This is a genomic window from Candidatus Infernicultor aquiphilus (assembly GCF_002784285.1).
GTDB lineage: Bacteria > Atribacterota > Phoenicimicrobiia > Phoenicimicrobiales > Phoenicimicrobiaceae > Infernicultor > Infernicultor aquiphilus.
Genome location: NZ_PFKO01000120.1, coordinates 1 through 12,910, shown reverse-complemented (window position 1 = coordinate 12,910; position 12,910 = coordinate 1). Strand labels below are relative to the sequence as shown.

The window sequence follows — 12,910 nt, the reverse complement described above, 5'->3', positions numbered from 1 at the left end:
GAGATGAATATGATTTAGCTGGTTTTGCAGTAGGTATTGTAGAGAGGAGTAAAATAATTGAAGGTAAAGGGATTAAAGAAGGAGATTTAGTGCTAGGATTAACCTCTAATGGATTACATAGTAATGGTTTTTCTTTAGTTAGAAAGGTTTTATTTGAATCTAACAAGTATAAGATAGAGGATAAAATTTCTTCTTTTAAAAGGCTTTTAGGTGAAGAATTACTAGTACCTACCAAGATTTACGTTCAACCGATTTTGCATATCAGTGAAAAATATAAGATTTTAGGGATAGCCCATATTACTGGAGGAGGAATAATAGAAAATATTCCTCGTGTTTTACCAGAAGGAATTTCCATCCAGATAGATCAGAAAAGCTGGCCTAAACCTTACCTTTTTTCTTTAATTCAAAAGGAAGGAAATATTTCTGATCAGGAGATGTATCATACCTTTAATATGGGTATCGGGATGATACTAATTGTCCAGGATAATGAAGTTTTAGAGATAATAAAAGAACTTAAACTGATGGATTGTGATTCTTATATTATCGGTAAGGTAATAAAAGGTAATAAACAGGTAATAATTTAGGTGAATGACAAAAAAGGTGCCTGGCACCTTTTTTTACCTTTTTAAGGAGAAAGGGTTAATGATTAATGTTGGGGTGCTGGTTTCAGGCAGAGGGACTAATTTACAAGCTATAATTGAGGCTATCGAAGAAGGTAAAATTGAAGGAAAGATTAAGATTGTGATTAGCGATAATCTTGATGCCTATGCACTTAAAAGAGCTGAACAGCATAATGTTGAAACTCAATATATTAACCATAAAGAATTCAAAAACAGAGAAGATTATGATAAAAAAATTGTAGAGACCTTGAAAAATAAAGAAGTTGAACTGGTAGTTTTAGCTGGATACATGAGGATTTTAAGCTCTTATTTTATCAAAGCTTATAAGAATAAGATAATAAATATTCATCCTGCACTACTCCCTTCTTTTCCTGGCTTACGAGCCCAGAAACAAGCGGTAGAATATGGAGTAAAAATTTCTGGTTGTACGGTGCATTTTGTCGATGAGGGGATGGATTCGGGTCCTATTATTTTGCAAAGTGCAGTAGAAGTAAGCGAGGATGATACGGAAGAATCTTTAGCGGAAAGAATTTTAAAGGAAGAACATCAAATCTATGCTCAGGCAATTCAATTATTTTCCCAGGGTAGATTAATTATTAAAGGCAGAAAAGTTTTTATTAAAAAATAATTTAAATTTAAAGTAGGATATAGAAATATTAGGTTGATTAAAATGAAAATATTAGTAATAGGAAGTGGTGGAAGAGAACATACTCTGGTCTGGAAAATTAGTCAAAGTCCGAAAGTTTCTAAAATATTTTGTGCGCCGGGTAATGCGGGGATTTCTCATTTAGCTCAATGTGTAGATATCGGCGAGGATAATATGGTAGGATTAGCTAATTTTGCTCAAAAAATGAAGATTGATTTGACTATAGTAGGACCAGAATTGCCTTTATCCCGGGGGATAGTAGATGAATTTGATAAACTAGGTTTAAAAATATTTGGTCCCAACCAAAAGGCTACTCAGATTGAATCAAGTAAGGTGTTTTCTAAGTACTTAATGAAAAAATATAATATCCCTTCAGCTAGTTACGCGGTCTTCCAAGATATTAAGCAGGCTTTTGATTATGTTAAACAACAAGCCTTTCCTTTGGTAATAAAAGCAGATGGGTTAGCTGCCGGGAAAGGAGTATTTATTGTCCAGGGCATAAAACAAGCCCAAGAGGCTTTAGACTCTTTAATGAAGAAAAAAATATTTGGAGATGCTGGTGAATATGTAGTTATTGAGGAATTTTTAGAAGGAGAAGAGATATCCATTTTGGCTTTTAGTGATGGAAAGACTGTACTACCTATGGTTCCCTCCCAAGACCATAAAAAAATATTTAATCAGGATAAAGGACCTAATACCGGAGGTATGGGAGCTTACTCTCCGGTTCCTTTTTATAATGACCTATCCAGGGAGACAGTTTTGCAAAAAATTTTAAAACCAACCATAGAAGGCTTAAAAAAAGAGGGCAGAGAATATAAGGGGGTACTCTATGCTGGGTTGATATTAACTAAAGAAGGACCTAAGGTTTTAGAATTTAATGCCCGTTTTGGTGATCCAGAAACTCAAGTCGTATTACCAAGATTAGAAACAGATTTAATAGAAATATTTAATGCAGTAATTGAAGGTAACCTTCATAAAATCAATCTTAAATGGAAAGATAATGCGGTGGTCTGTGTGGTGATAGCTTCTGGGGGATATCCGGGTAAATATCAAAAAGGAAAGGTTATTGGTGGTTTGAAAAATTTAGAAGAGATGAAAGATATTATAGCCTTTCATGCTGGTACTAAACTTCAAGATGAAAAGGTAGTTAGCTCAGGAGGAAGGGTCTTAGGCATAACTGCTTGGGCTGACACTATCTTTAAAGCTAAAGAGAAGGCTTATGAAGGGGTAGAAAAAATATATTTTGAAGAGATGTATTATCGAAAAGATATTGCTCTAAAGGGTATAAAATAAAAAATTCTAAGGAGATGGTTTTCTTACCTATCTAGAGATGGATAAAAGGGAGAGAAAAAATGACCAAAGTAAAAAGGGCTTTAATTAGTGTTTCAGATAAGGAAGGGATTATTGATTTTACTAAAGGTTTAGAAAAATTAGGCATTGAAATAATCTCTACCGGAGGGACTGCTCAATTTTTAACCGAGAATCAAGTAAAAGTAAGATTAGTTTCTGATTTAACTAAATTTCCAGAAATATTAGAGGGGCGGGTTAAAACTCTGCATCCTCTTATTTTTGGGGGAATATTAGCCAAAAGGAACGATCCGACTCATAAAAAAGAAATAAAGGAACAACAGATAGGATTAATAGATTTGGTAGTAGTAAATTTATATCCTTTTCAAAATACTATTTCTAAAAAGGAAGGAGTTAATTTAGAAAAGGCTATAGAAAATATAGATATAGGAGGTCCTTCTCTTTTGAGGGCAGCAGCTAAGAATTATCAAGATGTAGTGGTAGTAATAAATCCCCAAGATTACCTGGTAGTTTTAGAAGAACTAACCAAGAACCATGGTGAAATATCTTTAAAAACTAAAGAGAGATTAGCAGTGGAGGTATTTGAACATACTTCATTCTATGATGGAATAATTGCTCAATATCTAAGAAAAAAACTGACTAAAGAAGCAAACCTTTTCCCGCCTACTTTAAATTTAATTGGCGAAAAAGTTTCCGATTTACGTTATGGAGAAAACCCTCATCAACCTGCTTCTTTCTATAAAGAAATATTAATCGAGGAAGCCAATCTGGGGAATGCCATACAGTTAGGAGGGAAAGAATTGTCTTTCAATAACCTTGTTGATCTTAATGCAGCTTTAGAAATAGTTAAAGATTTTAAAGAGCCCACGGTGGTCTTTATAAAACATACTAATCCTTGCGGTCTGGCTAGTGCATCTACCATTGAAGAGGCTTATCAAAAGGGATATCAGGGAGATTCTTTATCGGCTTATGGAAGTATTGTTGGGGTTAATCAGAAGATAGGAGTAAAACTTGCTGATTTAATTAATAACACTACTTTTGTGGAAGCAATAGTAGCTCCTGATTTTGAGAAAGAAGCTTTAGATATTTTAAGACAGAAAAAAAATCGTCGCTTAATAAAAGTAGGAGATTTAGACAAAAGAGATCCTTCACTTAAAGATATAAAAAAAATAATAGGTGGTTTTTTAATTCAAGAATTAGATTTAAAAGATCTTAACCTAAATGATTTAAAAATAGTTACTAAGAGAAAACCAACTAAAGAGGGATTAGAAGAACTTTTATTTGCCTGGAAAGTAGTAAAACATATCAAATCGAATGCTATTGTTTTGACTAAGGATAAACAGATAGTTGGAGTGGGAGCTGGGCAGATGAGTAGAATAGATGCAGTAAAAATTGCTATTAGTAAATCTGGAGGGCGTTCTAGGGGTAGTTATCTTGCCTCCGATGCTTTTTTCCCATTTAGAGATGGAGTGGATGAAGCAGCTAAAGTAGGAATAACTGCCATTATTCAGCCCGGTGGATCAAAGCGAGATGAGGAAGTTATAGAGGCTGCCAATGAAAATAATATCGCTATGGTTTTTACTGGAATAAGATGTTTTAAACATTGATTTTAACTAATTAATTTATCTTGATAAACTGTACACTGATAACTGAAAAAACTTTCCCAAAAAAGAAGGACTTTCAGAACCTTTTGTCGAATATAAAAAAGGTGGTATATAAAAAATCAATCTTTTTTCATTTTTTTTAAATTATTTTAATAATTTTTGCCATACTGTAGTCAAATCCATGTGCTATAATTATAAAAACATTTCTTTATATTCCTCTCCTGGAGGGAGAGGGTGTGGGTGAGGGGGAAAGTAGGGGTAGGATTTATCTGACTAATTTTACTAAAATATAAAAATATTTTTTCTAATATTAAAATATTCGGCCAAGTTTGTTAATGTAGACAGTCTATATCGATAGATATAGAAAAAACAAAGGGGTGATAAATAAAAAGGAGGTAGATTTTTGTTAATGCATTATTTTGAATTAACCACAACCGCGTATCTTTTAAAAAATATAGCTTTTAATGAAGTGAATGAAAAAATAGCACAGCTTATTAATAAGGCCATGTTAAATGATGAATGTTTAACCATAAAACACGAAGAGAATAAATTTAAAAATTATGTTTTTGATTCTCTTTATCCACGAGAAGAAGATAAAATTTACAAAGCAGATAAAATTTATGTTTTCCGTATTCGGAGTTTAGAGGAATATTTTATCAATAAGATCAAACAATTATTTCCTAATACTACTACTGACTATTTTAAGGTCATTACCGGTGAAATTAAAAAATATGAGCAAAGACCCATAAAAGAGCTTTACACGATTACCCCGGCGTTGGCGACTATTGGGAAAAATATTTACTGGATCCCCGGTGATGACATTAAGGTTCTAATCGAAAGGATGAATGCAAATTTGTTTAAAAAATATAAAAGTTATTTTGAAGTTTCATTAAACGAAGAGCAATTATTTTTTGAAAAGATAAAAATTCTTAATAGAAAACCATTGGTCTATAAATATAAAAATACTAATCTATTTGGAAATAAATTTAAAATTGCAATTAATGATGACGAAATTTCACAGAAATTAGCTTTTATGACTTTAGGAGTCGGACTATTGGAGAAAAATTCAACTATTGGCATGGGTTTTTGCATTGAAGGGGGGGTTGAATTTGGAAAATAAGTTGAAAGAAGAGATAATTGAAAAAATATTTTATCCAAAAGATATTTTTTTCAATAATGGAATAGTTAATTTATATGAATATTTAACGCAAAAAAATATTGAAATTTTGCAAGAAGATCTTGCTAATAATTCATTAAAATTAAAGTTTAATAAATCTGATGAGATAAAAATCTTCAACTCTATTATTTCTGAATTTATTATTAATAATAGATTAGTTATTTTTACAAAAAATGATAGATTATATTGGGATAAAAATCGGAATGATTTTGTAAAAGATAAAAGAGTAGACATTCCTTCCGGAGTAAGAAATGAAAAGAAAAATATTCTATTTAGAGAAAAATTAAATAAATTAGGTTTTACAAAAGAAGAAATAAGATTGAAATATGATAATTATCCAGATAAAAAAATTAATAGTTTCTCCCAAATAGTAAGTAAAGCTGGAGATGTAATTATTCATAAAGAGCATAATGATTATATAAGCCAATATATAAATGAAGTATTATGGAAGGATCAAAACAATGAGATAAGCCTTGATTCAAAAATACATACTTTTGAATGGGGACCAGGGCCTTTCGCAGATATGTTACCTAATAAAGGTGAAAAGCTTGATAAATGGGATGCTTTAATTTATTGGTTTGGAACAAGGATAAAAAGATTTTATAATTCAAATTTTTATCTATATATAAATTCTAAAGATTTAGAAGATTTATTTAATTTTAAAAAGGAGTTAAAGATAGATGATGAAAAGATAAAATATAAGGATGACAAAACAGAAGAGATAAAGGCAATTCCTACAAATATTGACTTTAGAAATCAACTTTATAAAAATGATGGAATAAAAAATCCTTATTTTTATATTTCTAATAGTGAAGCAGAGTTTGAATTAAAATTTTTTATGTATTTGTTTTCTCTTATTTATCATATTGAAGATAGTTATGAAAAAGAACTAGAGGAAAGACGTAAGAATAGGAAAGAAAAGCTATATGAGACTTTAAAATATATTACTTTTTTTACTTATACTCAAGAAGGAGATATGAAATCTTCGTTAAATGAATACTCAAAAGCATATAAACTGGTAAAATTTTTAAAAATATTAAAAGAATATAGAATAGAAAAGGACAATAAAAACATTTTCACTTATTTATCAGAATTAATAACCACTTTAAACCTATCTAAGAGCAATAAAGAGCTTAATTTAAACATTAAGTCTTTTGCCAATAACTTGCTTAACTTTAAAAATTTAAGAAAAAATTATTTAGAGGCATCTTTTGATGTGTTAAAGAATGATAAGGGAAGGTTAGGAAGGGAATTATATATTTTTGAAAATCTTTATCTCAAAGAAATAAAAAAGGAGGATTTAGAGATGGATTTACATAGAAAATCTAAAATAATCGGGGAGGGGATAGGAAATTTTGAAGCGCAAATAGATGATAAAAATCTATTATTTACTTTAAGAAATATTAAAAATCATAAACAACTAATTTCTTATTTTAAAAATTTTAAATTTGAAGTTTTAAAAAATCAAGAAAAAGCCAAATTAAATTCAGAATTTTTAGATTCTTTAAGAAGTATTTTAGAAGAACTTGAGCAAAAAACTGAAAATTGGGAATTGGCAAGGGATTATATCGCGATATATGCTATAGATAAATATAAAAGTAGTTCATATGCAATGAAAAAAATATAGGAGGTAAGTAATAAAATGAGATTTTTAAACATAGCTTATATATCAAAAGTAAATATTGCTTCTTTAAACGGGAGTGAGGGAACCGGAGGAAATATTGTTGCTATAAAAAAAATCACCAATAATCAGGGCGATGAATTTGCTTATATATCCGGGCAAGCTCAAAGACGATATTTAAAAGAAACTCTAAGACAGTTAGGAGAAAATATTTCCGCAGTAAATGAAAAAGGAGAACCTGATTTTGGAGAATATAATGCTAAAATATACGCTTCGGATAAAAGTGAAAAGTTTAAAGATGTGGAACTTATGTATAAAAATTTTTGTGATTTAGATCTGTTTGGGTATATGATGCCTAAAGGTGGAAGAAGATGGTCTCCGGTAAAGGTGGCTCCTATGCTCTCTATTTTACCTTATAAAGGTGAATATGATTATTTAACCAGAAAACAAGCAGTAAAAGACGAAACTAAAAAAAGCGGTAATATCGTGCAGGTAGAGATCGATACACTAAATTTTATGCGAGGTAATATTCTAATTGATGCTGATAAAATAGGCAAAGAAATAAATGAATATAATTATGAATTTAATCAAATATTAAGTGACGAAGATATTAATCATAGAATAAATATATTAATAGAAGCTATTAAAGTCTTTAATGGCGGAGCAAAACAATCAAGACATTTAGAAGATATTTCCCCTAAATTTGTTATAGCCATCTCCCAAAGAGCAGGCAATCCATTCTTGTTAAATGCTTTTAAAATTGATAAATATAATAATTTAGAAGCAAAACCAATGATTGAGGCTATTAAAGAAAATTCGGATTATATTGAAAGCAAAGCAATAGGACTAACAACAAATATTTTTCAAAACGAAGAAGAAATAAAAAATAAATTTCAAGAAATGGGTGTCGAGGTTATCAGTGTGTCACAGGCGCTAGATACACTAAAAAAGAAGAGGGAATAAAGATGAATGTAATTAGATTTAAAGCAGAGGGAATTTTGAATTCCTTTAGAGTTCCTCTATTTAAAACTTATCACCGAACTTTTTTAGCACCTACCAAGACAAATATTATCGGAATGATTACTAATATTATGGGTAAATCTGAAAGGTGGTATTATGAGACTTTAAATGAAAATCAAATAAAAGTATCGGTAGTAATCAATAATATTGAGGGAAAAACAAAAGACCTTTGGGCATATAAAGTATACAAAGATAAAAATGATGGTAGGAGTATTATTAGAAGAGATAGACTTTATAAAGCTATTTATACCATATATCTACTGATCGACTCAGAAGAATTATTTAAAGAAATTCTAATTGCTTTAAAATTTCCAACAAGCATACCTTCATTAGGTTTAGATGATGAACTTGTTAAGATATCTGAGATAGAGGATAAAATACAAATAAGCGAAAATAAAAGCGGGTACATAAATTCTGTTTTTATAGACAAAGGATATTCCTATGATGTAATGATTGAAGATCAGGATAAATTTGTTGAATTTCCGATAGCCAATGAAACTCCTTTATCTTTTAAAGTTGAAATTTCTGATAAAGGATTTCGAAAAAGTAGACAAGCTATGGATAGTTTTAAACAAGTAGAATATCTTAACTGTAAAATAGAATTAAAAAACGTAATCAGCTATACCGATGGAATAAACAGGATGGTATTTTATTGATGGAAATTCTGGCAAAAAGAATAGATAACAAGACTCAGACTTTACAGGAACATACTCAAGAGGTCTTAATTGAAGCAATAAAATTACTTGATAAAGATATGCTTGCTTTTATTTCTAAAAAAACGGGGTATAATCAAGAAAAATTAAAGGATTTAATCTTTTATGCAGTTTATTTTCATGATATCGGAAAAGCTACAGTACAATTTCAAAATACTATAAATTTTAACAAAAGAAGTTGCCATTCTCTTTATTCTGCAAGTATTGTGGCAGGCATATCTGATTTTGAATTAAACGAAAAAGATTGGGTGAATTTATTATTTCTTGTGATTCTTACTCATCATAGCCTATATACTCCTAGACTTTTTTCGGCTGTTAATGGAGATAAGAAATATCAATATAACTTCTATTCTTCAGAAGCTAAAGAATTTTTTAATATGCATAAGGGGCATTATAGAGAAACATTTAAAAAAGAATGTCCTTATGTTTTTACCTACAAAGAGATTGAATTGTCAGAATTACAAAGAGATATAGATGATCATTTAAAAGATGATATAAAACATATTTATAATAAAGAGAAACTTCGTTTATTATATTGCTATGTTCTTGGAATTTTAAATATATCTGATTGGATTGCTTCTTCAAAATTTGATAAAAACACTCCAAAAATTAGATTTAAAAGTATTCCTACTAAAAAATATTTAATAAACAGTCTAAAAGAATCGTTAAAACCAAAGGTATTTATTCCTATGAAATTTCAAGAGATATTGTCTAAGACAAAAGGGAGTGTATTGGTTGAAATTCCTACTGGTGAAGGTAAGACGGAAGGCTCGTATTTATGGGGTATAAATAATCTCAAGGGTATAAATAATAAAATTATTTATACCCTTCCCACCCAAACTACCTCTAATAAACTTTACGAAAGGGCTAGAACTATCTTTAAGGATTGTACAGGATTAGTTCATGGTGCTTCAAGATTATATTTAGAAAAAATATTTACTAATGAAGATGGAGTTGTAACCATTGATTTAAGTAATGAGCTGTTATTTAGTAAAGTCTTTAGTAAACCATTTACAGTCTCTACCATAGATAGCCTTCTAAAGTATTTTATTAATGTAGGAAAATACAATATTGCTATGTTTAATATTTTAAATTCTTTAGTGATTATTGATGAAGTGCATTCATATGATTATAAATTGATGGGATTCATTAAGCGATTCTTGGAATTTGCTCAAGCACACAATATATCTGTTTGCATTATGAGTGCTTCTATTCCTAGTAAAATAAAAGAAATTTTGGGGATCAATGATTATCCTTTAATAAAAGATAATAGGCTATTTAAAAAGAAAGCTAATTATATTTATAAAGTGAATAAGTCTTTAGAAGAAGATATAGATGAAATTATAGAGAATTTTAATATGGGAAAGAATATTTTAATTGTAAGAAATACAGTAAAAAAGTCTGCTGAAACATATAAATTACTAAAAGAGAAAGGAATGAAAGAAATAGTTCTCTATAATGCTAATTTTAAAAAATGTGACCGAATGAAAAAAGAAAATGAGATTTATGAAAGATTGAAAGGTGAAACAAAATTTATTTTAATTGCAACCCAAGTAGTAGAAGTTTCTTTAGATATTGATTTTGAAATTTTGTTTACCGATATCGCTCCCATAGATTCATTAATTCAAAGATTTGGGCGAGTAAATCGTAAGAAACAAAGAGGTTCCTACGGAAGTATATTCATCTACAGCAAGACAGATGTAAAGCCTTATTATGATTATCTTCTTGATATTAGTTTTGATACTATCAAGGAAGGTCTTCATGAAATAAATGAATATTCAAATTGGTTAGACATTGTATATGATAAGTTATTTAAAGATATAAAGCACAAAAATGAATTTGAAAAACTTTTTAATGAAGGGTATCAAGCATATGAAAAATATATGAATATAAATGAAGGAATTAGTAAATTTAATGATACCTATGAATTAAGAAATATTGAATATTCGAAAAGAGACTTTATTCTAAAAGATGATTATGAAAAAAATATATACAAATACGAGAATACCGTTTCTTTAGGCAGTTGGCTTGCGGATAGAAAAAATGGTTATTTGTTGGCGGAAAAAGATATTGATAAAGGCAAATTTTATGATGTATTAAATCTAGATTACAATTATGAATACGGAGTTATAATGCCTGACAAAAATGATTGTGAAAGATTTTTATAACAAAAGGACTAGAGATGAAGATCACCGGTACTTTAATAAATTATTATTTTCATTGTAAACGACAGTGTTGGCTTTTTGGAAACAGAATTAATTTAGAAGACAATAGTGAAGATGTTCGAATTGGTAGAGTATTACACGAACTAAAAGATGAAGAAAAAGATAATACAGAGATAAGTATTGAAAATATAAAGATTGATAGGATAACTAAAGATTATTTAATAGAAATTAAAAAATCTGATGCAGATATAGAGGCAGTTAAATGGCAAGTGCTTTTGTATTTAAAAAAATTAAAAGATAAGGGAATTGATAAAAAAGGGAAAATTGAGTTTATCGAAAAGAATAAGCAAGATAAAAAAATACATTACATAGAACTGACCGATGCATACGAAAAGGAATTAATAGAATTAAGCAATAAAATTAATAATTTATTGGCCACTAAGCGTCCTCCACTGTTAATGCAACAAGCAAAAATTTCCAATAAATGCAAAAAATGTGCCTATTATAGTTATTGTTATATTTGATATTAGAAAGGTAAATAATTTTGAGTATAAATCATACCAGGTATATTACTTCTATAGGTTCCCTAAAAAGAAAGGATAATTCTATAGTATTTAAAAATCAAAAAGGGAATGCCTATTTACCTATAGAAGGAATAAGAGAGTTATTTTGTCTAAATGAGGTTAGTCTAAATAGTAAATTTTTAGATTTTATCTCTAAAGCAGGAATCACTATTCATTTTTTTAATTATTTTGGATATTATAGTGGCACCTTTTATCCTAAAAAGCAGTTAGTTAGTGGTAGATTAACAGTGCAACAAGCACAGGCTTATTTGGAAAGAAGAATAATTATAGCCCGGGCTATAATAGAAGGAATAGCTATAAATATTCACGAAATTTTATATCATTATTATAAACACGATAAAAAACAATTAAAAAATTATTTAGATTGGTTAAAAAAAGATGTACCTCGATTAATAGAAAAGGAAGATAATATTACACATTTGCTTTGGATCGAAGGTTTGGTTTGGCAAAAATTTTATGCCAGCTTTAGGGAATTCCTTCCAGCGAGTTTTCTTTTTAATAGAAGAGTTAAACGTCCGCCGGATAATCCCTTAAATGCTTTAATTTCCTTTGGAAATAGTATTTTATATGCGAAAACAATATCACAAATTTATCAAACTCATTTAAATCAATCGATAAGTTTTTTACATGAACCTGGAGAGGGGAGGTTTTCTTTAAGCTTAGATTTATCGGAAGTTTTTAAACCAATAATTGTCTTTCGAGCCATTTTTAATCTGGTAAATAATAAAAAATTACAAGTTGACAAGCATTTTAATCGTAAATTAAATTATTGTCTATTAAATGATGCAGGAAGAAAAATATTTATTAGCGAATTTGAAGATAGGATAAACATGGTATTTTTACATCCCAAATTAAGAAGAAAAACTACTTTTTTAAATGCTATCAAACTTGATGGTTATAAATTAATTAAATATCTGGCTGAAAATAAGGAGTTTAAGCCTTTTAGTCTAAAGGAGATGATTTAAAGTAGGGAAAAAGATTAATTATAATTATATTTTTGTATTTTACGATATAAATGAAAAAAGGGTTAATAAAATTTTTAAAATTTGTAAAAAATATTTAAACCATCACCAAAAATCTGTTTTTAGAGGACAAATAACTCCGGCCAATATAATTAAGCTTAAGGGGGAATTAGGTAAGGCTATTAATCCTAAAGAAGATTTTATTTCTATGATAAAATTAATTAGTGAAGGTTATTTTACCGAAGAAGTATTGGGAACAAATCCTGATAAAAGCAATTCTATGTTTATTTAATTTTACCAGGTGTTTTTTGCAAATATTGTGCAAAACGTTATGAATAAAGCGTTAAAATAAAATAAAATAAAATTACTTAATTAAAATGTTAGCTTGGTAAAAAATTCAAGAGATCATTATATTTAAAGCTCTTTAAGCAATATGTATATTCTAAAAGTCTATATTTTTCTATAGTTGAACCAAAACATAAGATGTATT

The 12,910-nt window shown here is 28.9% G+C and carries 12 protein-coding genes; all 12 read left to right on the top strand.

Annotated elements, in window-relative coordinates:
- Positions 1 to 584 (top strand): phosphoribosylformylglycinamidine cyclo-ligase (purM, locus tag COZ07_RS03435; RefSeq protein ID WP_406607187.1); only part of this gene is annotated, 584 nt, incomplete at its 5' end.
- A 58-nt stretch (positions 585 to 642) separates the two neighbouring features.
- Positions 643 to 1,248 carry a phosphoribosylglycinamide formyltransferase gene (purN, locus tag COZ07_RS03430; protein WP_406607186.1) on the top strand — a complete coding sequence of 202 codons (606 nt, stop codon included), beginning with the start codon at positions 643 to 645 and terminating at the stop codon, positions 1,246 to 1,248.
- A gap of 42 nt (positions 1,249 to 1,290) precedes the next feature.
- Positions 1,291 to 2,559 (top strand): phosphoribosylamine--glycine ligase, encoded by a 1,269-nt coding sequence (gene purD / locus COZ07_RS03425; protein WP_406607185.1) that lies wholly within the window; start codon positions 1,291 to 1,293, stop codon positions 2,557 to 2,559.
- A 59-nt stretch (positions 2,560 to 2,618) separates the two neighbouring features.
- On the top strand, positions 2,619 to 4,181 hold the full coding sequence (purH, locus tag COZ07_RS03420) for a bifunctional phosphoribosylaminoimidazolecarboxamide formyltransferase/inosine monophosphate cyclohydrolase (RefSeq protein WP_406607184.1): 1,563 nt from the start codon (positions 2,619 to 2,621) through the stop codon (positions 4,179 to 4,181).
- A 406-nt stretch (positions 4,182 to 4,587) separates the two neighbouring features.
- On the top strand, positions 4,588 to 5,298 hold the full coding sequence (locus COZ07_RS03415) for a CRISPR-associated endoribonuclease Cas6 (RefSeq protein ID WP_406607183.1): 711 nt from the start codon (positions 4,588 to 4,590) through the stop codon (positions 5,296 to 5,298).
- The gene (locus tag COZ07_RS03410; RefSeq protein ID WP_406607182.1) at positions 5,288 to 6,982 is read left to right on the top strand and encodes a hypothetical protein; all 1,695 of its coding nucleotides are present in this window, start codon (positions 5,288 to 5,290) and stop codon (positions 6,980 to 6,982) included. The genes COZ07_RS03415 and COZ07_RS03410 overlap by 11 nt, the downstream gene beginning before the upstream one ends.
- Before the next feature lie 15 nt (positions 6,983 to 6,997).
- Positions 6,998 to 7,939 carry a type I-B CRISPR-associated protein Cas7/Cst2/DevR gene (gene cas7i / locus COZ07_RS03405; RefSeq protein ID WP_406607181.1) on the top strand — a complete coding sequence of 314 codons (942 nt, stop codon included), beginning with the start codon at positions 6,998 to 7,000 and terminating at the stop codon, positions 7,937 to 7,939.
- 2 nt (positions 7,940 to 7,941) lie between these two features.
- A complete protein-coding gene (gene cas5, locus COZ07_RS03400; protein WP_406607180.1) occupies positions 7,942 to 8,652 on the top strand; it encodes a CRISPR-associated protein Cas5 in 711 nt (236 codons plus the stop codon).
- Positions 8,652 to 10,877, top strand: a complete 2,226-nt coding sequence (gene cas3, locus COZ07_RS03395) for a CRISPR-associated helicase Cas3' (RefSeq protein ID WP_406607190.1) — start codon at positions 8,652 to 8,654, stop codon at positions 10,875 to 10,877. The genes cas5 and cas3 overlap by 1 nt, the downstream gene beginning before the upstream one ends.
- A gap of 14 nt (positions 10,878 to 10,891) precedes the next feature.
- Positions 10,892 to 11,398, top strand: coding sequence for a CRISPR-associated protein Cas4 (locus tag COZ07_RS03390; protein WP_406607179.1), 507 nt, complete (start codon positions 10,892 to 10,894; stop codon positions 11,396 to 11,398).
- Between the two features lie 20 nt (positions 11,399 to 11,418).
- Positions 11,419 to 12,423 carry a type I-B CRISPR-associated endonuclease Cas1b gene (gene cas1b, locus COZ07_RS03385; protein WP_406607178.1) on the top strand — a complete coding sequence of 335 codons (1,005 nt, stop codon included), beginning with the start codon at positions 11,419 to 11,421 and terminating at the stop codon, positions 12,421 to 12,423.
- Positions 12,424 to 12,436: 13 nt separating this feature from the next.
- Entirely contained in the window at positions 12,437 to 12,712 is a 276-nt protein-coding gene (gene cas2, locus COZ07_RS03380) for a CRISPR-associated endonuclease Cas2 (protein ID WP_406607189.1), read from the top strand.
- The last annotated feature ends 198 nt before the right edge of the window (positions 12,713 to 12,910 follow it).

Excerpts from the sequence above, each read along its gene's own strand:
- purN (WP_406607186.1), top strand. The coding sequence starts at position 643 with ATGATTAATGTTGGGGTGCTGGTTTCAGGCAGAGGGACTAATTTACAA.
- purD (WP_406607185.1), top strand. The coding sequence starts at position 1,291 with ATGAAAATATTAGTAATAGGAAGTGGTGGAAGAGAACATACTCTGGTC.
- purH (WP_406607184.1), top strand. The coding sequence starts at position 2,619 with ATGACCAAAGTAAAAAGGGCTTTAATTAGTGTTTCAGATAAGGAAGGG.
- COZ07_RS03415 (WP_406607183.1), top strand. The coding sequence starts at position 4,588 with ATGCATTATTTTGAATTAACCACAACCGCGTATCTTTTAAAAAATATA.
- cas7i (WP_406607181.1), top strand. The coding sequence starts at position 6,998 with ATGAGATTTTTAAACATAGCTTATATATCAAAAGTAAATATTGCTTCT.
- cas5 (WP_406607180.1), top strand. The coding sequence starts at position 7,942 with ATGAATGTAATTAGATTTAAAGCAGAGGGAATTTTGAATTCCTTTAGA.
- cas3 (WP_406607190.1), top strand. The coding sequence starts at position 8,652 with ATGGAAATTCTGGCAAAAAGAATAGATAACAAGACTCAGACTTTACAG.
- COZ07_RS03390 (WP_406607179.1), top strand. The coding sequence starts at position 10,892 with ATGAAGATCACCGGTACTTTAATAAATTATTATTTTCATTGTAAACGA.